Annotated in this window: 21 protein-coding genes; 4 read left to right on the top strand and 17 right to left on the bottom strand. The window is 52.7% G+C overall.

Going from position 1 to position 23,563, the window contains the following annotated elements:
• Positions 1-23 precede the first annotated feature (23 nt).
• From rnhB to rpsB, 15 genes are all read right to left on the bottom strand, one after another.
• Positions 24-620, bottom strand: coding sequence for a ribonuclease HII (gene rnhB / locus ACQ29O_RS05335; RefSeq protein WP_000569411.1), 597 nt, complete (start codon positions 618-620; stop codon positions 24-26).
• On the bottom strand, positions 617-1,765 hold the full coding sequence (lpxB, locus tag ACQ29O_RS05330; RefSeq protein ID WP_000741216.1) for a lipid-A-disaccharide synthase: 1,149 nt from the start codon (positions 1,763-1,765) through the stop codon (positions 617-619). Before lpxB ends, rnhB begins: the two co-directional genes overlap by 4 nt.
• Positions 1,765-2,553 carry an acyl-ACP--UDP-N-acetylglucosamine O-acyltransferase gene (lpxA, locus tag ACQ29O_RS05325; RefSeq protein ID WP_000565950.1) on the bottom strand — a complete coding sequence of 263 codons (789 nt, stop codon included), beginning with the start codon at positions 2,551-2,553 and terminating at the stop codon, positions 1,765-1,767. Before lpxA ends, lpxB begins: the two co-directional genes overlap by 1 nt.
• A 3-nt stretch (positions 2,554-2,556) precedes the next feature.
• Positions 2,557-3,012: a 3-hydroxyacyl-ACP dehydratase FabZ gene (fabZ, locus tag ACQ29O_RS05320; protein ID WP_000210741.1), complete on the bottom strand. Its 456-nt coding sequence runs from the start codon at positions 3,010-3,012 to the stop codon at positions 2,557-2,559.
• Positions 3,013-3,117: 105 nt separating this feature from the next.
• Positions 3,118-4,143, bottom strand: a complete 1,026-nt coding sequence (gene lpxD / locus ACQ29O_RS05315; RefSeq protein ID WP_001139262.1) for a UDP-3-O-(3-hydroxymyristoyl)glucosamine N-acyltransferase — start codon at positions 4,141-4,143, stop codon at positions 3,118-3,120.
• 3 nt (positions 4,144-4,146) lie between these two features.
• Entirely contained in the window at positions 4,147-4,632 is a 486-nt protein-coding gene (gene skp / locus ACQ29O_RS05310) for a molecular chaperone Skp (protein ID WP_000758966.1), read from the bottom strand.
• 122 nt (positions 4,633-4,754) lie between these two features.
• Entirely contained in the window at positions 4,755-7,187 is a 2,433-nt protein-coding gene (gene bamA / locus ACQ29O_RS05305; RefSeq protein WP_020936834.1) for an outer membrane protein assembly factor BamA, read from the bottom strand.
• Between the two features lie 31 nt (positions 7,188-7,218).
• Positions 7,219-8,571, bottom strand: a complete 1,353-nt coding sequence (gene rseP / locus ACQ29O_RS05300) for a sigma E protease regulator RseP (RefSeq protein WP_000949017.1) — start codon at positions 8,569-8,571, stop codon at positions 7,219-7,221.
• Positions 8,572-8,582: 11 nt separating this feature from the next.
• Positions 8,583-9,440, bottom strand: coding sequence for a phosphatidate cytidylyltransferase (gene cdsA, locus ACQ29O_RS05295; RefSeq protein ID WP_000922422.1), 858 nt, complete (start codon positions 9,438-9,440; stop codon positions 8,583-8,585).
• 12 nt (positions 9,441-9,452) lie between these two features.
• Positions 9,453-10,211, bottom strand: coding sequence for a (2E,6E)-farnesyl-diphosphate-specific ditrans,polycis-undecaprenyl-diphosphate synthase (gene ispU / locus ACQ29O_RS05290; protein WP_000947413.1), 759 nt, complete (start codon positions 10,209-10,211; stop codon positions 9,453-9,455).
• A gap of 312 nt (positions 10,212-10,523) precedes the next feature.
• Positions 10,524-11,720: a 1-deoxy-D-xylulose-5-phosphate reductoisomerase gene (ispC, locus tag ACQ29O_RS05285; RefSeq protein WP_000811897.1), complete on the bottom strand. Its 1,197-nt coding sequence runs from the start codon at positions 11,718-11,720 to the stop codon at positions 10,524-10,526.
• A gap of 141 nt (positions 11,721-11,861) precedes the next feature.
• Positions 11,862-12,419: a ribosome recycling factor gene (gene frr, locus ACQ29O_RS05280; protein WP_000622423.1), complete on the bottom strand. Its 558-nt coding sequence runs from the start codon at positions 12,417-12,419 to the stop codon at positions 11,862-11,864.
• Positions 12,420-12,565: 146 nt separating this feature from the next.
• Positions 12,566-13,291: a UMP kinase gene (gene pyrH / locus ACQ29O_RS05275; protein WP_000224567.1), complete on the bottom strand. Its 726-nt coding sequence runs from the start codon at positions 13,289-13,291 to the stop codon at positions 12,566-12,568.
• Positions 13,292-13,435: 144 nt separating this feature from the next.
• A complete protein-coding gene (tsf, locus tag ACQ29O_RS05270; RefSeq protein ID WP_000808106.1) occupies positions 13,436-14,287 on the bottom strand; it encodes a translation elongation factor Ts in 852 nt (283 codons plus the stop codon).
• Between the two features lie 257 nt (positions 14,288-14,544).
• A complete protein-coding gene (rpsB, locus tag ACQ29O_RS05265) occupies positions 14,545-15,270 on the bottom strand; it encodes a 30S ribosomal protein S2 (protein WP_020936833.1) in 726 nt (241 codons plus the stop codon).
• A gap of 450 nt (positions 15,271-15,720) precedes the next feature.
• On the opposite strand from rpsB, the gene map reads away from it, so the two are divergent.
• The 3 genes from map to dapD all read left to right on the top strand — a co-directional run bounded on the left by map (position 15,721) and on the right by dapD (position 20,279).
• On the top strand, positions 15,721-16,515 hold the full coding sequence (gene map / locus ACQ29O_RS05260; protein WP_001018214.1) for a type I methionyl aminopeptidase: 795 nt from the start codon (positions 15,721-15,723) through the stop codon (positions 16,513-16,515).
• Between the two features lie 237 nt (positions 16,516-16,752).
• The gene (gene glnD / locus ACQ29O_RS05255) at positions 16,753-19,425 is read left to right on the top strand and encodes a bifunctional uridylyltransferase/uridylyl-removing protein GlnD (protein WP_001747058.1); all 2,673 of its coding nucleotides are present in this window, start codon (positions 16,753-16,755) and stop codon (positions 19,423-19,425) included.
• Positions 19,426-19,454: 29 nt separating this feature from the next.
• Entirely contained in the window at positions 19,455-20,279 is an 825-nt protein-coding gene (gene dapD / locus ACQ29O_RS05250) for a 2,3,4,5-tetrahydropyridine-2,6-dicarboxylate N-succinyltransferase (protein ID WP_001186670.1), read from the top strand.
• 36 nt (positions 20,280-20,315) lie between these two features.
• On the opposite strand, the gene ACQ29O_RS05245 is transcribed toward dapD, so the two are convergent.
• Positions 20,316-21,617, bottom strand: a complete 1,302-nt coding sequence (locus tag ACQ29O_RS05245; RefSeq protein ID WP_000017195.1) for an MFS transporter — start codon at positions 21,615-21,617, stop codon at positions 20,316-20,318.
• A 246-nt stretch (positions 21,618-21,863) separates the two neighbouring features.
• Between ACQ29O_RS05245 and ACQ29O_RS05240 the strand changes: the two genes are divergently transcribed.
• Complete coding sequence (locus ACQ29O_RS05240; RefSeq protein WP_000272193.1) at positions 21,864-22,250, top strand: DUF3461 family protein; 387 nt, start codon at positions 21,864-21,866, stop codon at positions 22,248-22,250.
• 88 nt (positions 22,251-22,338) lie between these two features.
• On the opposite strand, the gene cdaR is transcribed toward ACQ29O_RS05240, so the two are convergent.
• Positions 22,339-23,496 carry a DNA-binding transcriptional regulator CdaR gene (gene cdaR, locus ACQ29O_RS05235; protein ID WP_024138428.1) on the bottom strand — a complete coding sequence of 386 codons (1,158 nt, stop codon included), beginning with the start codon at positions 23,494-23,496 and terminating at the stop codon, positions 22,339-22,341.
• Positions 23,497-23,563 lie beyond the last annotated feature (67 nt).

Genomic DNA, 23,563 nt, shown 5'->3' with positions numbered 1-23,563 from the left:
CTTCAGATTTCTCGATACAAGAGTCAGGACACAAGTCCCAGAGCGCGTTTAACAGGCGCAAAACTGCGTCGGTGGTGCGCCGTCGCGCCATACTGGGCCAGCTTTTCCAGATGAAAAGCGGTTGGATAGCCTTTGTGCTGCGCAAAGCCATACTGAGGAAAAACGATATCCAGCGCCGCCATTTCTGCGTCGCGGGTGACTTTCGCCAGAATAGACGCCGCGCTAATCTCCGCCACGCGGCTGTCGCCTTTCACCACGGCCATTGACGGCACAGGCAGCGCCGGACAGCGATTGCCGTCGATCAGCACATATTCTGGCGCAATATGCAGACCAGCGACAGCGCGCTGCATGGCGAGCATGGTGGCGTGCAAAATATTCAGCTCATCAATTTCATGCGCTTCCGCGCGTCCCAGACTCCAGCTTAACGCCTTTTCTTTAATCTCGTCATACAATGACAGACGACGCTTTTCAGACAATTTTTTGGAATCATTCAGACCGACGATCGGACGCGCCGGATCGAGGATCACGGCGGCGGTCACTACGGCGCCCACCAGCGGGCCACGGCCCACTTCATCCACACCCGCCACTAAATGGGTGTGTGGATAAACAAATTCGATCATTGTGCTAACTCCAGGACGGCATCTGCCGCCTGCTCATCGGCATTACAGCGGATCTGCTGATGCAGCTCACGGAAGGTGTCGTGCATCGCATGGCTGGTTTTACCGTTCGCCAGTAGCGGCAACAGCGCTTCGGCGAGTTTTTGCGGTTCGCACTCTTCCTGCAACAGCTCTTTGACTAATTCTCTTCCCGCCAGCAGGTTAGGCAAAGACACATACTCCGTTTTCACCAGACGTTTCGCCAGCCAGAAAGTGAAGGGCTTCATACGATATCCCACTACCATCGGGCATTTTGCCAGCATACACTCCAGTGCCGCCGTACCCGAGGCCAGCAGAGCCGCGTCGCTGGCGATCATCGCCTCGCGCGCCATGCCGTCCAGCAAATGAACGGCGAGATCCGGCGCAACCTCCGCTTTAATTTTTTCAAACTGCTCGCGGCGTTTCGCGTTCACCAGCGGCACTACCACTTCCAGATCGGGATAGCGCTGTCGCAGCAATTGTGCGGTTTTCAGGAAATCGGCGCTGAGCATTTCCACTTCCGCGCCACGGCTGCCTGGCAGTAGCGCCAGACAATGGGCGTCATGCGGGATACCCAGCACGTCGCGCGCCGCATTTTTATCCGGGTCCAGCGGCATGGCATCCGCCATGGTGTGACCGATAAAGCGGCACGGGACGTTAAATTTATCGTAAAACGCTTTTTCGAAAGGCAGAAAAGCCAACACCATATGGGTGGATCTGCCTATTTTGAAAACGCGTTTCTGTCGCCAGGCCCAAACGGACGGGCTGACATAATGAATGGTCTTAATCCCTTGTTTTTTCAGATTACCTTCGAGGGTAATATTGAAATCAGGGGCATCAATCCCGACAAAGACATCGGGCTTGAGTTCGGTAAAACGGCGGGTCAGATCGGCGCGGATATGCAACAAACGGCGTAAACGTCCGAGCACTTCAACAATGCCCATGACCGCCAGCTCTTCCATCTCGTACCAGGCTTCACACCCTTCGGCCTGCATACGCGGCCCCGCAACGCCCACAAAACGGGCGTTGGGTACGCGCGCTTTCAGCGCACGAATTAAGCCTGCGCCAAGAATATCGCCGGACGTTTCACCGGCGACCAGGGCAATCGTTAAAGGACGCTGTGCCGCCATTAACGAATCGGACCACGCGTTGAACGCTCAAAGAACTCGGTAAACGCCTTCACTTCCGGATGCTTTTCAGCAAGTTCAGCGATTTCCAGCTTCGCTTCGTCGAGCGTTTTACCACTGCGGTACAACAGTTTGTAGGCATTACGAATCGCCACCAGCCCTTCACGGCTAAAGCCGCGACGCTTCAGCCCTTCGATATTTACCCCGAACGGCGTCGCATGGTTACCCTGCGCAATCACATACGGAGGGACATCCTGCGCCACGCCGGAGCAGCCGCCGACCATCACATGCGCACCGATAATGCAGAATTGATGAACTGCCGTCATACCGCCGATGATCGCAAAATCATCGACTGATACGTGCCCCGCCAGCGTGGCGTTGTTGGCGAGGATACAGCGATTACCTACCGTACAATCATGTGCGACATGCGCATTGATCATCAGCAGGTTATCGCTACCCACCTTCGTCAACCCACCGCCCTGCACTGTACCACGATGAATGGTGACGCTTTCGCGGATGCGGTTACGATCGCCAATTTCCACACGGGTCGGCTCACCCGCATATTTCAGATCCTGGTTCACTTCACCGATGGAGGCAAACTGATAAATCTCGTTGTCGCGGCCGATTTTGGTTTGACCATTTACGACCACATGAGACTTCAGTACGGTTCCCTCACCAATTTCGACCTGCGGCCCAACAATACAAAAGGGACCAATGTGGGCATTAGCGCCAATTACAGCGCCATCTTCCACAATGGCGGTAGGATGAATAAAGGCGGATTTATCAATCACGAATCAGGCCTCCCGGCTACGAGCACACATCATGGTTGCTTCGCACACGACTTTACCGTCGACCAGCGCAACCCCTTTAAAGCGGGTCAGGCCACGGCGCGTTTTCTCGAAAGTGACTTCCATGATCATCTGATCGCCTGGCACCACCGGACGCTTAAAGCGCGCTTCATCAATACCCGCGAAATAATACAGTTCGCCAGGTTCCAGTTTACCAACGCTTTTAAACGCCAGAATACCGGTTGCCTGCGCCATCGCTTCCAGAATCAGCACGCCTGGCAAAATCGGTTTGCCCGGGAAATGCCCCTGGAAAAACGGCTCGTTGACGGAGACATTTTTCACCGCACGCAGAAAACGACCTTCTTCAAAGTCCAGCACGCGATCGACCAGTAAAAACGGAAAACGGTGCGGCAGAAGCTCTAAAATCTCTTCAATCTGCAGAGTATGAGTGTTAGTAGTCAAAATACTCTTCCTGTCCAAATATACAAAAAGGCAATAATAACACGGCCTGCCGCAATCGTATGAATGTGACAGGCTGGAAAAGAATGGCAACTACAAGGCGGAACGTTAGTCTTGTTGATTAACCTTGCGCTCAATCGCTTTGAGACGCTTGCTCATATCATCAATGTTCATCACCAGTGCAGCAGTTTTACGCCATACTTTGTTGGGTTGCAGCGGAATGCCTGAGGAGTAGACGCCCGGTTCCGTGATGGGACGCATCACCATACCCATGCCAGTTACCGTGACTTTGTCGCATATTTCCATATGCCCATTGATCACGCTGGCGCCGCCAATCATGCAGTAACGGCCAATCTTCAGGCTACCCGCCATAATGACGCCACCGGCAACTGCCGTATTGTCGCCAATCACGACGTTATGTGCAATCTGGCACTGATTATCAATAATCACGCCATTGCCAATAACAGTATCATCCAACGCGCCACGGTCAATGGTGGTACAAGCGCCGATCTCGACACGATCGCCAATAATGACCCGGCCCAGTTGTGGGATCTTCACCCAGTTGCCACGAGCGTTAGCGTAGCCAAAACCGTCCGCGCCGATCACCGTACTGGACTGGATCAGGCAATTCTCACCGATCTGAATGTCGTGGTAAATCGTTACGTTCGCCCACAAGCGTGAACCCGCCCCGATTTTGCTATTTTTTCCGACGAAACAGCCTGCGCCGATAACCACGTTATCGCCCAGTTGTACGCCAGATTCAATCACCGCATTCGCGCCGACTGAAACATTGCTACCCAGCGTTGCCGTCGCATCAATCACGGCGCTTGGCGCGATATTCTGCGCGGGCTGCGGCGTAGTATCTAAAATTTGCGCCATGCGCGCGTAGGTCAGGTAGGGATTTTTAACTACCAGCGCCGCACTCTTAGCAAAAGGAAGATCGTCCTGCGTCATGACAACCGCAGAAGCCTGGCATAAACCTAAGTGTTCACGGTACTTAGGATTCACCATAAACGTAATGTGGCCTGTTGTTGCAGATTGCATGGACGCAACGCCGGTGATGACGATATCGCCATCACCGTGTAATTCTGCATCCAACTGTTCTGCTAAGTCAGCCAGTCGAATTGAAGGCATTACTTATTTAACCTGTTTCAGTACGTCAGCGGTGATGTCTTTCACATCGCTGCTGTTGTAAGCAACGGTGTTTGCGTCTACCACCAGATCGATACTCTGGTCGTTAGCCACTTTTTTCACCGCAGTCTGGATACGAGTCACCAGTTTGTTGCGTTCTTCGTTGGAACGACGAGCGCGATCTTTCTCAAAAGCCTGCGCTTTTTGCGCGAAAGTCTGGCGCTGAGACATCACGTCTTTTTCCAGCTTAGTACGATCGCTACCTGCTTTCATGGATTGCAGACGCTGCATTTTAGATTGCAGATCGGTTTCCATTTTTTGCAGTTCAGCCGCACGGCCTTTAAATTCGTTTTCCAGTGTATTGGATACACCCGTCTTCTGCGCAACCTGTTGGAACAGATTACCCATGTTGACGATTGCAATTTTGTCAGCAGCCTGTGCGGACGTTACCATCGCCAAACCAAGACCTGCAGCTAATAACCACTTTTTCACAATAAACTCCTTACCATCCCATTTGCACCCGAAGGTACAGCTCTTTGCGTGGCCTGGCGATCCCTGGGGGCATCGCCAAAAGTCATCGCTACACTACCAATGCATTCCTTTGCAGTGAACAATTACCAGGTTTTACCAATGTTAAACTGGAACTGCTCGGCTTTGTCTCCATCGTACTTTTTAAACGGCTGGGCGTAGGAGAAGACCAACGGCCCCAATGGGGACATCCATTGTAATGCGATACCCGCGGACATACGGATGTTGCTCGGATCGCTGTAGTCCGGATAACCAGAATACTGGCTGGAATCCCAGTTAGTATCCCAGACGGTCCCCATATCCCAGAAGAAAGAAGTACGGACAGAATTAGCATATTTCTCGCTGATAAACGGCGTCGGCGTGATAAATTCCAGGCTGGCGACCGCCATCGCGTTACCCCCTACCGCATCATCCGACTTACACATATCTTTTGCGCCGTCCTGCGTCGCGCAATCGTAGTCTTCATCAGCATCGTAATTTTTAGGGTTATAGGGATAATAGACCGCCTTAGGACCAATGGTATTGGACTGGAAGCCACGAACGGTACTGGAACCACCGGCATAGAAGTTCTCATAGAACGGCATTTCTTTACCGCCTAAACCATCGCCATAACCAAAGCGGGTACGGCCCAGAATGACCCACTTATGATCGTTATCGATCGGTACATAGGTCGCGGTATCCAACGTCGCTTTATAGTATTCGTTATCCGATCCCGGAATCGTCACCTTACCCGTCAGGTTGATACGCGTACCTTCCGTCGGGAAGTAACCACGGTCTAGTTTGTTGTAGGTCCAGCCGTAGTTAAAGGTGAAGTCATCAGTGCTAAAACTATTATCCTGATCATTAGTACACGGATACTGACCCATTGATGCCAGATAACGCCACATTGCAACCTGCGGTTCCATATTGGACAGGGAGTTATGCACATACCCTAAACCAGCACGCAACGTGTTGTACTCGTTGATGGGGAAGCCAAGCGTCACATCCGTACCGTAACTCTTGTTGGTATAGTCGGATAGATCCGCATCGTCCGCCTGGAAGTCGTTATAGAAGATACGACCACCGAGGCTCACGCCGTCAACGGTAAAGTATGGGTTAGTAACGGACAGTTCGCTGTAGGTCTGGTAGTCGTTTTTGGTGCCGTTAATCCCCACGGAATAACCAGTACCTAACCAGTTGTCCTGCTGAACGCCGGCCTGGAAGCTAACGCCGCTTTCTGTACCGTAACCGATACCGAAGTTAAAGCTACCGGTGTTGCGCTCTTTCACCTTGTACACCACATCAACCTGATCCGGGCTACCCGGAACGCGCTGCGTGTCGGTGTCGACGGTTTCAAAGAAGCCGAGACGGTTCAGACGCTCTTTCCCCTGGTCAACCAGGTCGCTGCCCAGCCACGCCCCTTCCATCTGGCGCATTTCACGGCGCAGAACGGAATCTTTTGAGGTGTCGTTGCCTTCAAAGCGGATCTTACGCACGTAGAAACGGTTGCCCGCATCGACGTTTACGCGCAGTTTTACGGTTTTGTCAGCATCGTTAATTTCAGGCTGTGACTGCACGCGCGGATAGGCGTAACCATAGCGACCCAGAAGCTTTTTGATGTCATCTTCCATTTTGGTCACTTTGGTGCCGTTATAGAGCTCGCCCGGTTCAATTTTCGTCAGTTTCTCAATTTCAGCGGAATGTCCGGCCAGGTTACCGCTCACCTGAACCCCGGAAAGCTTGTACTGATCGCCTTCGGTGATATTGACGGTGATGTAGATCCCTTTCTTATCCGGCGTCAGACTCACTTGCGTGGAGTCAATATTGAAACGCGCGTAGCCGCGATCCAGATAGTAGCTGCGCAAGGTTTCAAGGTCGCCCGCCAGCTTCTGTTTCTGGTATTTACGATCGCCGACGACGTTCCACCACGGCACTTCGTCACGCAACTGGAAATGAGAAATGAGTTCTTCGGTGCTAAAGGCATGGTTACCGACGATGTTGATCTGTTGGATCTTCGCCGATACGCCCTCCTGGAACACCAGTTTAAGATCAACACGGTTGCGCGGCAGCGGCGTGACGACCGCCTTAACGCTGGCGCTGTATTTACCTACGCTATAGTAAAAGTCTTCCAGACCTTTTTCGATATCAGACAGCGTGGTGCGATCCAGAGACTCGCCAACACGTACGCCAGACGCTTCGAGGTTTTGCTTGAGCATGTCATCTTTCACCGACTTGTTCCCGGAGAAAGTGATGCTGGCAATGGTCGGACGTTCTTTTACCTGAACCAGAAGGGTATTACCATCGCGCAGGACGCGGACGTCCTCAAAGTTGCCGGTGGCGAACAGAGCGCGAATGGTGTTACTGATATCTTCATCATTAACCGTGTCGCCTGTGCGCACCGGCATACTGAGGAGAGCCGCACCAACGGCGACTCGCTGCAGGCCTTCGAAATGAATGTCCTTCACTACGAACCCTTCAGCACCGTATACGGTGGCGCTGCTGAACAGCAGCGACGCTATGAGCAACTTTTTCATCGCCATCGTTATTATGCGTTCTTCCTAACTAACTCTCTTACAACCGAGAGAAATCATTGAAAAGTGCAAGCCCCATTAACAACACCAGCAAAATCGAGCCAATGCGATAACTAAAGTCTTGAACCCGCTCGGATACCGGCCCGCCCTTAAGCTTTTCAATCGCCAGGAACAGCAGATGACCCCCGTCAAGAACGGGCAGCGGAAACAGGTTAATTATCCCTAAGTTCACGCTGATTAGCGCAAGGAACATCAGGTAATAAATCACCCCGAACTCCGCTGACATCCCAGCCCCCTGAGCGATAGAAATCGGCCCACTGAGGTTGTTCAGTTTCACATCACCGGTTATCAATTTACCCAGCATACTGACCGTCAGCTTCATCAACTGCCACGTCTTATCCGTGGCTTCGAGGATGGCGCTAAAAGGCCCATACTGGCGTATAGTCTTGTACTCTTCCGGCAGAGGAATAATTTTAGGCACCACGCCTGCAAACCCTTCCGCCTTTCCGTTAACCGATTTCGTATCCGGCGTTAACGTCAACGACAAGGCGCTCCCCTGCCTTTCAATCTCTAACGCTAACGGCTTACCGGGATTATCGCGTACAAACGTCACGAATTTCATCCACTGCGTTAACGGCTGACCATCGACTTTAACGATCCTGTCGCCCGCTTGCAAACCCGCTTTACTGGCTGCGGAATTCGCCTGCACTTCTGACAGTACCGGTTCAATCTGTGGCCCGCGGGGCCGAATCCCTAAAGAAGATACAGGATCTTGCTTATCAGGCTCAAATGCCCAGTGACGTAAATCAAGCGTTTTATCCTGCCGCTGGTCGCTACCAAACGGCGCGACGCTCACCGTCGTCTGCTGATCGCCAATTTTGGACACCAGTTGTAAACGCACGGCATCCCAATCAGGGGTTTCGATACCATCAACGGCTTTAAGTTCCGTACCAGGCGCAATTTGCGCCTGCGCAGCAATCGAGTTGGGCGTTATTTCGCCAATGACCGGACGAACGCCAGGGACGCCGATGATAAAGACCAGCCAGTAAGCAAAGATAGCAAAAATGAAGTTCGCAACCGGACCTGCGGCAATAATTGCGGCGCGCTGGCCCACCGTTTTGTTATTGAAGGCGTGACGACGCAATTCCGGCGCTACCGGTTCGGCGCGCTCATCCAGCATTTTGACGTAGCCGCCCAGCGGGATCAGGGCGATGACATACTCGGTGCCGTACCGATCGGTACGACGCCAGAGCGCTTTGCCAAAACCGATGGAAAAGCGCTCAACTCGCACACCACAGCGCCGGGCAACCCAGAAATGACCAAATTCATGCACAGTGATCAGCACGCCCAGTGCGATGATGAATGCAGCCAGATTCCAGAGAATACTCAGCATAAAACCTTCCGTTAGAGCGTCCTGAACACCAGTAACAACAGGCAAGCAAAGACCGGTACGGCAGCCGTCAGGCTGTCAATTCGGTCCAGAATGCCGCCATGGCCTGGAATCAAGTGGCCGCTATCCTTAATTCCTGCTTCGCGCTTAAACATACTCTCGGTGAGGTCGCCCAGTACAGAAGCCAGAGCCGCCACTACAGAGCAAATCAGCAAGATAACAGGCGCAACATTCAGATTCGCCCACATACCGTAACCCCATGAGATCACGGCAGCCGTAGCAAGCCCGCCGATAAACCCTTGCCAGGTTTTACCCGGGGAAACCTTCGGCGCCAGCTTATGTTTGCCAAATAATTTACCAAACATATACGCGCCAGAGTCCGCTCCCCAGACCAGGATCATGACATAGAGTAGCCATATTGCGCCACTGTAATGATTCTCGTCATAGTGCCAGGCGCGCAGCGCCAGCATGCCCCAGAAAAATGGCACAATAGTTAACAAACCGAAAATGAGACGCAATGTTTTTGAGTTGCGCCAGATTGCCGCCGAACCGGGATAAAATAGCACCAGCAGTAGCGCGACAACCCACCATCCTAACGATGCCCAAAGCGACATCTCAACCAGCGGTTGACGAATGTTGTGATGATACTCAGGCAACAAAAATAGCATCAGCGCCAATAACAGACCACACAGCACCGCCAGCCAAACCCGCTGTGAACGCGCGGCGAAACCGCTTAACTGCCCCCATTCCCACGCGGCCAGCATACAGACAACCAGCGTAATAATGGCGAACCCCACCGGCGGCAATAAAAAAAGCGCAGCGATGACCGCGGGTATTAACACAAAAGCAGAAATCAGGCGATACTTCAGCAAAAGCGACCCCCATCAGGCTTTGTCATCACCAGGCTCGGTACCGCCGAAACGACGCTCTCGATTAGCAAAGGCATGCAGCGCACCTTCAAAGTCTTGTTCATCGAAATCGGGCCAAAGAACATCCGTAAAGTAAAGTTCGGCATAGGCAATTTGCCAAAGCAAAAAGTTACTAATGCGATGCTCTCCCCCAGTCCTAATTACTAAATCCACAGGCGCCAGCTCATGCATACAGATTTGCTGGCCTAGTCTCTCTTCATCAATCTGATCGGGGCGCAGCACTCCAGCCTGCACCTGTTCCGCCAGTTGTCGGACTCCCTGGACAATATCCCAACGTCCGCCGTAATTCGCAGCGATATTCAGCGTTAGACCCGTATTATGGGCGGTAAGCGCTTCTGATTTGCGAATACGTTCTTGTAAACGTGAGTTGAATCGGCTGATATCGCCGATAATACGCAGGCGAACGTTATGGCGGTGCAGGCTTTTGACTTCGCTATCCAGCGCCCACACAAACAGCTCCATTAACGCGCTCACTTCCTGCGCCGGTCGGTTCCAGTTTTCACTACTAAAGGCATACAGCGTTAACGCATCAATACCGTTATTGGCAGCAAAAGAGACCGCTCGCCGGACGGACTTCGCCCCGGCTTTATGCCCAAAGGCCCGGATCTTCCCTTGCTTTTTCGCCCAGCGACCATTGCCATCCATAATTATGGCAACATGACGGCAGCCATGTGCTGGCAAATTTTCGCTTACTGGTTGAGTTGCAGACAACATAACGCGTTTTTTGTCCCTGAAAGGATTTAGCGGTACTCAGGAATACTGAAGCCTTTATACACATTCTCTTCGCTCCGCTTCGCGGATGACTGCGCGTCATCGCCCCTGTCGTGCGCTGTCTGCGCACGCCGGGAACGTATCCGCCTGCCGTCCCGATGCGTCCTGAATGATTTTGTGTATCCACAAAAAAGCCGTGTAAAACCACGGCTAACCTGACCGAAAAAAGCCAAAAACCTGCGATCAGGTGGCGCAGACTATATCACCGAAGCCCAACGCTAACAAATAGCACGATCTTCTGTCGCGGGATAATCGTCAGCGTGAGAGCCGTATCACTTGTTTTCTGGCTACTTCACGCGCGATGGCGTCAACCTGCAATACGTCATCAACGCTTGCCGGTTCGTGTAAATCCATCCTCTCCAGCACCGCTAAATTGAGCCCGGCGATATCGGTAAAACGAATCTGTTGCGCCAGAAACGCGGCAACGGTGATTTCGTTTGCCGCATTGAGCGCCGTCGTTGCCGCCTGACCTTGCTCAAACGCCTCCATCGCCAGCTTCAGGCACGGATAACGCTGATAATCTGGCGCGCTAAACGTCAGCGCGCTGAGTTTGCAAAAATCAAGCGGCTGCGCGCCGGACGTGACGCGATTCGGCCATGCCATCGTATGCGCAATAGGCGTACGCATGTCAGGTTCTCCAAACTGCGCCAGGACGCTGCCGTCCTGATAACGCACCATCGAATGAATGACCGATTGCGGATGGATCAACACTTCCATCTGACGTGCGCTGGCATTAAATAACCAACGCGCTTCAATGTATTCCAGACCTTTATTCATCATGGTGGCGGAGTCGACGGAGATTTTTCGCCCCATCGACCAGTTCGGATGACGACATGCCTGATCCGGCGTCATCGCTGCCAGATCGCACATTGGCGTTTCACGAAACGGGCCACCAGACCCGGTAAGCAAAATCGACGTTACGCCATTTTGCTCAAGGTCAGCGTATCCCAGATTATGCTGAATAGATTGCGGCAAACTCTGAAAAATCGCGTTATGTTCGCTATCGACGGGTAAAAGCCGGGCGTTGCTGCGTTTTACTTCGTCCATAAACAGCCGCCCGCAGGTCACCAGCGATTCTTTATTCGCCAGCAGAATCGTCTTTCCTGCGCGAATCGCCGCCAGGGTCGGCAGTAAACCAGCCGCGCCCACAATGGCCGCCATCACATGCCCGACCTCATCAAGCGCCGCCATCTCACAGGCAGCCTGCTGACCGCTCAGAACCTCGGTGCGGCTGCCATGCTGCTGAAGCATTATTTTGAGCTGTTCTGCGCTCGACGTATCGTCCATCACGGCATAACGCGGCGAGAACTCCAGGCACTGCTCCGCCATGCGGGCAACATTTTTACCCGCCACCAGCGCGATAACGCGGAAGCTATCAGGATTATGGCGCACCACGTCCAGTGTGCTGCAACCAATAGAGCCGGTCGAGCCCAGAATGGTTAATTGCTTCATGAAACGTCCAGAAGTGTTGAAACGGAATAAAAAGCAAAACGCCGCACAGGAGACCTGATAATGTCTTCTGCGCGGCGCTTTGTACACCACTCATCCGCCAGGTTTAGCGGTGGAATGAGTTTATATCTGCGTACAGATCAATCAGAACTGCATCAGTTCTGCTTCTTTATCTGCCAACGCCGCATCCACTTTCTTAATTGCCGCGTCGGTCATTTTCTGTACTTCTTCCTGAGAGCGACGATCGTCATCTTCACTGATCGCTTTATCTTTCAGCAGAGCTTTTACTTTATCGTTCGCATCACGGCGGACGTTACGAACGGCGACACGCGCCTGCTCCGCTTCGCCACGGACAATTTTCGTCAGATCTTTACGACGTTCTTCGGTCAGCGGCGGCAGCGGAACGCGAATGTCGGTGCCCGCAGAGCTTGGATTCAAACCGAGGTCTGACGCCATGATCGCTTTTTCAACGGCTGGCCCCATAGAACGGTCAAACACGTTAATTTTTAAGGTACGGGAGTCTTCTACCGTTACGCTTGCCAACTGGCGCAGCGGGGTCGGAGTGCCATAGTATTCTACGACAATACCATCCAGCAGGCTGGGAGAAGCACGACCCGTGCGCACTTTGCTGATCTGGGTTTTGAACGCTTCAACGCATTTTTCCATGCGTACTTCAGCATCTTTTCTGATATCGCTAATCACGTTACGAATCCTTGAAAACTAGTCTCAGTCAGACCAGACGGTCACACAATACAAAGATGTGCTAAGTATAGTCTCGTTTAATTTCTGCCAGGTAATAAGACCCGTCAATAGAACAGAATCTTACCCGTATTTGGCGCTCACGGGAATTATTCCGTGATTAACGTCCCTTCTTTTTCGCCCATCACCACACGACGCAGCGCGCCTGGTTTGTTCATGTTGAAAACACGAATCGGCAGTTTGTGGTCACGAGCCAGCGTGAACGCCGCCAGATCCATCACTTTCAGCTCTTTATCCAGCACTTCGCTGTAGGTCAGCTGATCGTACATGGTCGCGGAAGGATCTTTTGCCGGATCGGCAGTGAATACGCCATCCACTTTGGTCGCTTTCAGTACGACATCCGCTTCAATTTCGATCCCGCGCAGACAGGCCGCAGAGTCGGTAGTGAAGAACGGGTTACCCGTACCTGCAGACAGAATCACAACACGGTTATTACGCAGCAGGCTAATCGCCTCGGCCCAACTGTAGTTGTCGCACACGCCGTTTAAAGGAATTGCCGACATCAGGCGGGCGTTCACATAGGCGCGGTGAAGCGCATCACGCATTGCCAGGCCGTTCATGACGGTGGCCAACATGCCCATGTGGTCGCCCACAACGCGGTTCATCCCCGCTTTTGCCAGACCCGCGCCACGGAACAGGTTACCACCGCCAATCACCACACCAACCTGAATACCCAGTTCAACCAGTTCTTTGATCTCCTGAGCCATACGATCCAGTATGCTTGCATCAATACCGAAGCCTTCCGTACCCTGCAGAGCTTCGCCGCTTAATTTAAGCAGAATGCGTTTATAGACGGGTTTTGCATTGGTAGCCATGTTTCTTTCCTGAGACTGTCAACGATTGATATGAGTTAATTCCGGCGACATTGTACGTCGCATTTCAGCGCAGACGCCAGGCGTCGGCTGATTTTACAATAGAGGCGCAAAAAGAAGCCGCCCTCAGGCGGCTCCTCAGGAAAATCAGGACTGCTTAGACATCGCAGCAACTTCTGCTGCAAAGTCAGTCTCGACTTTCTCAATGCCTTCGCCCACTTCAAAGCGGATGAAGCCAGTCACGTCAGCGTTGTGCTCTTTCAGCAGTTGGCCAACAGATTTGCTCGGTTCCATGACGAAAGGCTGACCAGTCAGAGAAACTTCGCCGGTGAATTTCTTCATGCGGCCTTCAACCATTTTCTCTGCGATTTCTTTCGGCTTACCGGACTGCATCGCGATGTCCAGCTGTACCTGGTACTCTTTCTCTACCACGTCAGCAGACACGTCTTCCGGCTTAACGAATTCCGGCTTGCTTGCCGCAACGTGCATCGCCAGCTGTTTAACCAGCTCTTCGTCAGCGCCTTTAGCGGCAACCAGAACGCCGATGCGCGCACCGTGCTGGTAAGAACCCAGAACGTCGCCTTCCAGGGAAGCGACGCGACGAATGTTGATGTTCTCGCCAATTTTCGCTACCAGAGCAACGCGCTCTTCTTCGAACTGTGCTTTCAGAACTTCTACGTCAGTGATTTTGCCAGCAACAGCGGCGTCCAGCACTTTGTCAGCAAATGCCTGGAAGCCAGCATCTTTAGCCACGAAGTCAGTCTGGCAGTTAACTTCCAGAATGAAAGCGACGTTGCCGTCGATTTTGGTTTTGATTACGCCGTCAGCAGCCACGTTGCCTGCTTTTTTCGCCGCTTTGATAGCGCCGGACTTACGCATGTTTTCGATTGCCAGCTCAATGTCGCCATTCGCTTCAGTCAGCGCTTTTTTGCAATCCATCATGCCTGCGCCGGTACGCTCACGCAGCTCTTTTACCAGGGATGCGGTAATTTCAGCCATTCTAAAATCCTCGAAAGATTTGATCTGCCCGGCATCAAACCGCACAGATATAAAAGTGAAAAAGGGGGCCATATACAGGCCCCCTAACCAAACGTGATACTACCTGGTCTATAAGGGCTCTCCCCTTCATATTTCGAGCCGCAGGCGCGTTGCCTTCACTCGCTCATCCCGGTCACTTACTGATGTAAGCTCCCGGGAATTCTCGAGCTTGCCGCCTTCCTGCAACTCGAACTATTTTAGGGAGTTATCAAGCCTTATTACTCGGCTTCTACGAAGCTTTCTTCCGCCTGGGAAGCCAGATCCTGAGAACGGCCTTCACAAACGGTTGCAGCGACAGCGCCCAGGTACAGGCTAACAGCACGGATTGCGTCATCGTTACCCGGGATAACGAAGTCAACGCCGTCCGGATCAGAGTTGGTATCAACGATAGCAAATACCGGGATACCCAGGTTGTTCGCTTCTTTGATAGCAATGTGCTCGTGGTCAGCATCGATAACGAACAGAGCGTCCGGCAGACCGCCCATGTCTTTGATACCGCCCAGGCTGTTTTCCAGTTTCTCAAGCTCACGAGTACGCATCAGCGCTTCTTTCTTGGTCAGCTTTTCGAAAGTACCGTCCTGAGACTGAGTTTCCAGGTCTTTCAGACGTTTGATGGACTGACGAACTGTTTTCCAGTTAGTCAGCATACCGCCCAGCCAGCGATGGTTCACGAAGAACTGGTCGCAGCTGTTAGCAGCTTCTTTCACCGCTTCGCTTGCAGCGCGTTTAGTACCAACGAAAAGGATTTTACCTTTACGAGCAGAGATCTTGTTCAGTTCAGCCAGAGCTTCGTTGAACATCGGTACAGTTTTCTCAAGGTTGATGATGTGAACTTTGTTACGCGCGCCGAAGATGAAAGGCTTCATTTTCGGGTTCCAGTAACGGGTCTGGTGACCAAAGTGAACACCAGCCTTGAGCATGTCGCGCATGGAAACAGCTGCCATGATTTAAAACCTCTATAGATTAAGTTGGGGTTATGCCTCCACGTATCCCATATTACCGACCCCAAAGGGCACCCCGGAATATGTGCCGATACGTGTGTGTTGTTACACAAAGTGAGATTTGTCGCTCCCGTCCATCGTGTGTAGTCTTCGAATGGATCGGAAGTCCGGCGCGCTTTATACCACAAATACGCCACCGACACCAATAATTGTTGGCACTCAGTGCTGAATTGAACGATGAATTTCGTGTTACAGGCAGGCGGCAAATTTTTGAATCCCCTGGAGCTTACGGCCAGTCAGTGACTGGGGTGAAAAAATGTCGCCAACACACCTGTGGCACGAAAGGCGAGGTTCAGAATGATTCTCAATTTGGCAGGGTACACCCCTGACTGATACCATTGTCAGCACTTACACAATTATTGCCGAAATCATCGGCACTGATGGACAGAATTCATGGCTATCTCTATCAAGACATCTGAAGACATCGAAAAAATGCGCGTCGCGGGCCGTCTGGCAGCCGAAGTGCTGGAAATGATCGAACCGTATATCAAACCGGGCGTCACCACCGGCGAACTGGACCGTATCTGTAACGATTACATCGTTAACGAACAACACGCGATCTCCGCCTGCCTCGGCTACCACGGTTATCCGAAATCCGTCTGTATCTCTATTAATGAAGTGGTGTGCCACGGCATTCCAGATGACGCTAAACATCTGAAAGATGGTGATATCGTCAACATCGACGTGACCGTGATTAAAGATGAATTCCACGGCGATACCTCAAAGATGTTTATCGTCGGCAAACCGACCATTCTGGGCGAGCGTCTGTGCCGCGTCACGCAAGAGAGCCTGTATCTGGGCATCAAAATGGTGAAACCGGGCATCCGCCTGCGCACCATTGGCGCCGCCATCCAGAAATATGCCGAAGGCGAAGGTTTCTCCGTGGTACGTGAATACTGCGGACACGGTATTGGTCGCGGCTTCCATGAAGAACCGCAGGTGCTGCATTATGATGCAGACGATGGCGGCGTCGTGTTGCAGCCTGGCATGACCTTTACCATTGAACCGATGCTGAACGCCGGGGATTACCGTATCCGCACCATGAAAGACGGCTGGACGGTAAAAACCAAAGACCGCAGCTTGTCTGCTCAGTACGAGCATACTATTGTGGTAACGGAAAACGGCTGTGAAATTCTGACGCTGCGTAAAGATGACACCATCCCGGCGATCATCACACACGACGAATAATGTTTTGCCTGATGGCGATGCCTTCGCATCTTATCAGGCCTACAAATTACACCTTTACTCAAAATCATTCGAGTTGCCTCAAGGCGGCAAGAGAGTGAATCTTCAGGAGCGTACATAAGTACGTGACTGGAGTGAACGAGCGCAGCCAACGTAGAAGCAACTTGAAGGATGAAGAGTAAATACGTAGGCCGGATAAGGCGTTCACGCCATTATCCGGCTTTTTAATGGGTGGCGCATATGAATACTCTTCCTGAACAGCACGCGAATACCGCACTCCCCACCCTCCCTGACCAGCCGCAAAACCCTGGCGTCTGGCCGCGCGCTGAACTGACCGTCGCCGGTATCAAAGCCCGCATCGACATCTTTCAACACTGGCTGGGAGAGGCATTTGACAGCGGCATTTGTGCTGAACAGCTTATTGAAGCCCGAACCGAATTTATCGACCAGTTATTGCAACGCCTGTGGATTGAGGCCGGTTTCGGTCAGATTGCCGATCTGGCGCTGGTCGCCGTCGGCGGCTATGGACGCGGCGAACTGCATCCGCTTTCCGATATTGATCTGCTCATTTTAAGACGCAAAAAGCTACCCGATGAACAGGCGCAAAAGGTCGGCGAGCTGCTGGCTTTATTATGGGACGTCAAGCTGGATGTCGGGCATAGCGTACGTACGCTGGAAGAGTGTCTGCTGGAAGGTCTGTCTGATTTAACCGTTGCGACAAACCTCATCGAAACGCGCCTGCTGATCGGTGATGTCGCTCTGTTTCTGGCACTACAAAAACATATTTTCAGCGAAGGTTTTTGGCCGTCCGACAAATTTTACGCCGCCAAAGTAGAAGAGCAGAACCAGCGCCACCAGCGCTATCACGGTACCAGCTATAATCTGGAGCCGGATATTAAAAGCAGCCCCGGCGGCCTGCGCGATATCCATACGTTACAGTGGGTCGCCCGACGTCACTTCGGCGCTACCTCGCTCGATGAGATGGTGGGATTCGGCTTTTTAACCCCCGCTGAGCGCGCGGAGCTCAACGAGTGCCTGCATATCCTGTGGCGCATTCGCTTTGCGCTACATCTGGTGGTCAGCCGCTACGATAACCGCCTGCTGTTCGACCGCCAGTTAAGCGTCGCTCAACGCCTTAACTACAGCGGCGAGGGCAATGATCCGGTTGAGCGGATGATGAAAGACTACTTCCGGGTTACGCGCCGGGTGAGCGAACTTAATCAGATGCTGCTTCAGCTATTTGACGAGGCGATTCTGGCGCTGCCTGCGGATGAAAAACCGCGTCCTGTTGACGATGAGTTTCAACTGCGCGGCACGCTTATTGATCTGCGTGACGACACGCTGTTTATCCGCGAACCGCAAGCGATCCTGCGGATGTTTTATATGATGGTGCGCAATAGCGCGATCACCGGCATCTACTCTACGACGTTACGCCATTTGCGCCACGCCCGCCGCCACCTGAGCCAACCGCTGTGTTACATCCCGGAGGCGCGCACTCTGTTTCTTAGTATGCTGCGCCATCCCGGCGCGGTCAGCCGCGGCCTGCTGCCCATGCATCGCCACAGCGTACTGTGGGCTTATATGCCGCAGTGGTCACACATCGTCGGACAAATGCAGTTTGACCTGTTCCACGCATACACGGTGGATGAACACACCATCCGCGTAATGCTCAAACTGGAGAGCTTTGCGAAAGAAGAGACACGCCAGCGCCATCCGCTATGCGTCGATCTCTGGCCGCGGCTTCCCCATCCGGAACTGATCCTGATCGCCGCGCTGTTCCACGATATTGCGAAAGGACGCGGCGGCGACCATTCGGTACTGGGCGCGCAGGATGTACTCACCTTCGCCGAACTGCACGGTTTGAACTCACGCGAAACGCAACTGGTCGCCTGGCTGGTGCGCCAACACCTGCTAATGTCAGTCACCGCCCAGCGCCGCGACATCCAGGATCCGGAAGTCATTAAGCAGTTTGCCGAAGAGGTGCAAACCGAAACACGGCTGCGTTTTCTGGTCTGCCTGACCGTCGCGGACATCTGCGCGACCAACGAAACCTTGTGGAATAGCTGGAAGCAGAGCCTGCTACGCGAGCTGTACTTCGCCACGGAAAAACAACTCAGGCGCGGAATGCAAAATACGCCGGATATGCGTGAGCGCGTGCGTCACCATCAGCTTCAGGCGCTGGCGCTGCTGCGAATGGACAATATTGATGAAGCCGCGCTGCACAAAATCTGGACCCGCTGTCGCGCTAACTATTTTGTTCGTCATAGTCCAAATCAGCTCGCCTGGCACGCACGCCATTTATTGCAGCACGATCTGCGCCAACCGTTAGTGTTGCTTAGTCCGCAGGCCACGCGCGGCGGAACCGAAATTTTTATCTGGAGTCCGGACAGACCCTATCTGTTTGCCGCCGTCTGCGCCGAGCTGGACAGGCGTAATTTAAGCGTCCATGACGCGCAGATCTTTACCACTCGCGACGGCATGGCAATGGATACGTTTATCGTTCTGGAACCAGACGGCAGCCCGCTGGCGGCGGATCGCCATGAAGTCATTCGCACCGGTCTTGAACAGACCATTACGCAGCGTAGCTGGCAGCCGCCGCAGCCGCGTCGGCAACCGGCAAAGTTACGGCACTTTACGGTCGAAACGGAAGTCAATTTTTTGCCCACCCATACCGACAGAAAATCATTCATGGAATTGATCGCGCTCGATCAGCCTGGTCTGCTGGCCAGGGTCGGACAAATTTTTGCCGATCTGGGAATTTCGCTTCATGGCGCCCGAATTACAACCATTGGTGAACGAGTAGAAGATTTATTCATAATCGCCACAGCGGATCGGCGCGCACTTAATAATGTGCTGCAACTTGAGGTGCAACAACGGTTGACAGCGGCCCTCAATCCAAACGATAAAGGGTAGTGTGTTTATTTATATGAAAGAGTTTAACAATGCAGCAGTTACAGAACGTTATTGAGACCGCTTTTGAGCGCCGCGCCGATATTACGCCGGCTAATGTAGATACCGTGACCCGAGAGGCGGTAAAACAGGTCATTTCTCTACTTGATTCCGGCGCGCTGCGTGTCGCAGAAAAAATCGACGGTCAGTGGGTCACTCACCAGTGGTTGAAGAAAGCGGTTCTGCTCTCTTTCCGTATTAACGATAACCAGGTTATCGACGGTGCGGAAAGCCGCTACTTCGATAAAGTCCCGATGAAATTCGCTGATTACGACGAAGCGCGTTTTCAGAAAGAAGGCTTCCGCGTCGTTCCGCCTGCGGCCGTTCGTCAGGGCGCATTTATCGCCCGCAACACCGTGTTGATGCCGTCTTACGTTAACATCGGCGCCTACGTTGACGAAGGCACCATGGTTGACACCTGGGCGACGGTGGGTTCCTGTGCGCAGATTGGTAAAAATGTTCACCTTTCCGGCGGCGTGGGTATCGGCGGCGTACTGGAGCCGCTGCAGGCTAACCCGACCATCATTGAAGACAACTGCTTTATTGGCGCGCGTTCTGAAGTCGTGGAAGGCGTCATTGTCGAAGAAGGTTCCGTCATTTCCATGGGGGTATACCTCGGCCAGAGCACCAAAATATACGATCGCGAAACCGGTGAAGTTCACTATGGCCGCGTACCGGCGGGCTCCGTGGTCGTTTCCGGCAACCTGCCGTCAAAAGACGGTAAGTACAGTTTGTACTGCGCGGTGATCGTGAAAAAAGTCGACGCCAAAACGCGTGGTAAAGTGGGCATTAACGAATTATTGCGCACTATTGATTAAGCGAGTGAAAAGCGGGGGCGACAGCCCCCCTTTGCATTACGGCGAATGCGGTAACACGGTTTCCGGCGCAATCTTTGCCGCAAACGCCGAAGCCAGCGCAGTCAAAACGACATAACCGGCAACCAAAGTCCAACTGTTATCATAGACTGCGCTTAACGCTTTAGCGATAAACGGCGTGAATCCCCCTGCCACAACCGCCCCCAACTGAGCGCCAATTGATGAACCGCTGTAGCGTACAGGCGGATGAAACAGTCCGGCGAAAAAAGAAGGTTGCACGGCATTCAGTGAATTATGACCAATGTTAATAAGCAAAACGTAGCCCATTGTCATCAGTATGAGCGAACGGCTTTCCAGCAGCCAGAAAAAGGGAAAAGCCATTGCCGCGACAAAAAGCGCGCCGAAAATATACACCTGACGGCAGCCACGCCGATCCGACATGATGCCAAATAGCACGTGCATGGGATACGCCAGCAGACAGGTGAACATTACAATGTACAGAATAGTCAGGCTGGCAATCCCAAGCTGCGTCGTCGCCCAGGAAACCGCGAAGACGGTAGCAAGAAAAAAGGGAACGCTTTCCGCAAAACGCAGAATTATAATCAGCAAAATGCTGCGCCATTGTTCTCGTACTACTTTGACCACCGGCCTTTCTTCTCTTTGCTGCCTATGATTAATGGCCTGCTGCTTTTTAAACGCACGGAAGACAGGTGTCTCATCCAGACGATGACGCATATATAATCCCGGCAACACCAAAAGCGCACTGAGCAGAAAAGGAATACGCCATCCCCACGATAACAACGCCTCCTGCGGTAATTGGGTCACGACTATAAATACGCCTGTCGCCAATAATTGTCCCGTGAGTCCTCCTGTTTGCGATAGCGCGCTTAACCGCCCCCGGTGCTTTCCAGCAGCATATTCCACGACCATCAACATGGCGCCTCCCCATTCGCCTCCAACCATAAATCCCTGCAGAAAACGCAGAATAACCAGTAAAGCAGGCGCCAGCGCGCCAATACTGGCGTAAGAAGGCAGGCAACCGATGAGAAACGTGACCGCGCCCATCCCCCCTAACGTGATTAATAACGTGTTTTTACGCCCAAGCGTATCTCCCCTGTTGCCAAAAAATAGCGCGCCCAGCGGCCGGGAGATAAATCCCACGCCGAAACTGGCAAAAGAAGATAACGTTGCAGTCAATGGGCTGGCGCCAGGAAAAAAAAGCGGGCCAAATACCAGCGCGCTTGCCAGGCCGTATAATAGAAAATCATAATATTCAATGGAGTTTCCTATCCAGGCGGAAACCACCACCCGGCGAATAGTAGCATTATACGTTCCGGACATAGACTCCGCCTCTCAAGGTTATCGACCACTACCTCCGGTCAATTTCCCACACTGACCTCAAACGCTTTCTCTATAAACGGAATATCGCGTTGAATTACTTAAGCTATCAATAACCGCCGCCCTTTTGCTCATGACGTTGCCGAGACGTCTTCTGCGATCAACTACGCTTTTTTTGTATACATTGGTGGCGAAAAACCAATTTTTCGTTAATTATTCAAAAGTTATAGTGTGATGAAGGATACCGCTATGTATGACAATCTAAAAAGTCTGGGCATTACCAATCCTGAGGAAATCGATCGTTACAGCCTGCGGCAAGAAGCCAATAACGATATCCTGAAAATCTATTTTCAAAAGGATAGAGGTGAATTCTTTGCTAAAAGCGTGAAGTTTAAGTATCCACGCCAGCGTAAAACGGTGGTGGCCGATGGCATCGGTCAGGGTTATAAAGAAGTACAGGAGATTAGCCCTAACCTACGCTATGTGATTGACGAGCTGGACCAAATCTGCCAGCGCGACCGCTCAGAACTCGATCTCAAACGTAAGATCCTCGACGACTTGCGCCATCTGGAAAGCGTCGTCGCGAATAAGATCAGTGAAATCGAAGCCGATCTGGACAAGCTTACCCGTAAGTAAGCTGTGTGTTGCCGGATGGCGACGTGTTACGCCTTATCCGGCCTACAGATATATCCCGGTAGGCCTGATAAGCGTAGCGCCGCCGGGCTTAACGCTGTTCATCCAGTTGTAGCGCCACATACAGCAACAGCCGATCGTCAAAATTTCCCAAATCCAGCCCGGTCAGTTCCGAAATACGATTTAGCCGATATTCCAGCGTGTTACGATGAATAAACAGCGCCTTAGAGGTCGCCAGCGGCTGGACATTATGGCGAAACCACGCCGTCAGCGTCCGACGTAATAACCCGTTGTTATCCATCGCTTTGAGTTTTACCAGCGGGCGCGCCAGCTCATTGGCCTGCCAGCCGCCACGCAGGCTATCTAACAGAACCGGCAGCATCAAATCCTGATAAAAATAGCTGCGGCTCTCTGGCATCCGCTGTTTGCCGACCATCATCGTGGTGCGCGCCGTGCGGTATGAGCGTGCAATACTGCCCGGCCCGGTAAAGTAATTGCCCAGCGCCACGCGAAAACGTAGCTGACCATTCTCTTTCATTCGCGAGATAAGCTGCTCTACGCGCTTACGATGATCTTCAGCATCCCAGCGACCAAACGAGTTTAAGGCGGGTTTGAGCACCACCATCTCGGTGAGGGAAACAATGGCTATCAGGTTGTTACGCTCCGGCGTGGTAAGCGCATTCTGCAACTGCTGAAGTTCCGCCATTGCGCTATCGACGCCAAGCTGGCCGCTGTCGACTTCCACCACCGCCGCCACACGCGGCTGGTTCAAATCGATCCCCAAACGCTGCGCCCATTCCACCAGCGCCGGCGTATTTTCTTCGGCCTGAATCAGGTTCATCACCAGCTCTTCGCGCAACCGGCTATCCTGCGCCAAAAGGTGCATTAACCGCGACTGTTCCAGCATCATTTCGGCAGTCATACACACCAGTTCGCCATATTTACGCAGATGCTCTGGTTCGCCGGTGAGACCGATCACGCCGACAATTTCGCCCTCAAGACGTAAGGGAAGATTAATCCCCTGACGCACCCCGTGCAGGTGTCGCGCCACGGCGTTGTCAATATCCACAACCCGGCCCTGCGACAGCACTAACAGCGCGCCTTCGTGCAATTCACCAATACGTTCCCGATCGCCGCTGCCGATAATACGCCCGCGGGCATCCATTACGTTGATATTGGTATCGATGATGCGCATAGTGCGCGCCACGATATCCTGCGCCATTTTGGTATCAAGATGCCAGCCATAAATCCCTCCTGTGAGCAGAGCACAAGCATAAGGAAGATGACAGGTCTCGACATTGTGCAAATGCACAAAA

Origin of the sequence: Salmonella sp. GDC200615, assembly GCF_050574145.1 — a bacterium.
In the GTDB taxonomy this organism is placed as follows: Bacteria; Pseudomonadota; Gammaproteobacteria; order Enterobacterales; family Enterobacteriaceae; genus Salmonella; species Salmonella enterica.
Note: the sequence above shows the minus strand (reverse complement) of the source record. Positions and strands in the feature narration are given on the sequence as shown.

Excerpts from the sequence above, each read along its gene's own strand:
- rnhB (WP_000569411.1), bottom strand. The coding sequence starts at position 620 with ATGATCGAATTTGTTTATCCACACACCCATTTAGTGGCGGGTGTGGAT.
- bamA (WP_020936834.1), bottom strand. The coding sequence starts at position 7,187 with ATGGCGATGAAAAAGTTGCTCATAGCGTCGCTGCTGTTCAGCAGCGCC.
- map (WP_001018214.1), top strand. The coding sequence starts at position 15,721 with ATGGCTATCTCTATCAAGACATCTGAAGACATCGAAAAAATGCGCGTC.
- rpsB (WP_020936833.1), bottom strand. The coding sequence starts at position 15,270 with ATGGCAGCTGTTTCCATGCGCGACATGCTCAAGGCTGGTGTTCACTTT.
- lpxB (WP_000741216.1), bottom strand. The coding sequence starts at position 1,765 with ATGGCGGCACAGCGTCCTTTAACGATTGCCCTGGTCGCCGGTGAAACG.
- pyrH (WP_000224567.1), bottom strand. The coding sequence starts at position 13,291 with ATGGCTACCAATGCAAAACCCGTCTATAAACGCATTCTGCTTAAATTA.
- ACQ29O_RS05240 (WP_000272193.1), top strand. The coding sequence starts at position 21,864 with ATGTATGACAATCTAAAAAGTCTGGGCATTACCAATCCTGAGGAAATC.
- tsf (WP_000808106.1), bottom strand. The coding sequence starts at position 14,287 with ATGGCTGAAATTACCGCATCCCTGGTAAAAGAGCTGCGTGAGCGTACC.
- lpxD (WP_001139262.1), bottom strand. The coding sequence starts at position 4,143 with ATGCCTTCAATTCGACTGGCTGACTTAGCAGAACAGTTGGATGCAGAA.
- ispU (WP_000947413.1), bottom strand. The coding sequence starts at position 10,211 with ATGTTGTCTGCAACTCAACCAGTAAGCGAAAATTTGCCAGCACATGGC.
- dapD (WP_001186670.1), top strand. The coding sequence starts at position 19,455 with ATGCAGCAGTTACAGAACGTTATTGAGACCGCTTTTGAGCGCCGCGCC.
- ACQ29O_RS05245 (WP_000017195.1), bottom strand. The coding sequence starts at position 21,617 with ATGTCCGGAACGTATAATGCTACTATTCGCCGGGTGGTGGTTTCCGCC.
- ispC (WP_000811897.1), bottom strand. The coding sequence starts at position 11,720 with ATGAAGCAATTAACCATTCTGGGCTCGACCGGCTCTATTGGTTGCAGC.
- rseP (WP_000949017.1), bottom strand. The coding sequence starts at position 8,571 with ATGCTGAGTATTCTCTGGAATCTGGCTGCATTCATCATCGCACTGGGC.
- glnD (WP_001747058.1), top strand. The coding sequence starts at position 16,753 with ATGAATACTCTTCCTGAACAGCACGCGAATACCGCACTCCCCACCCTC.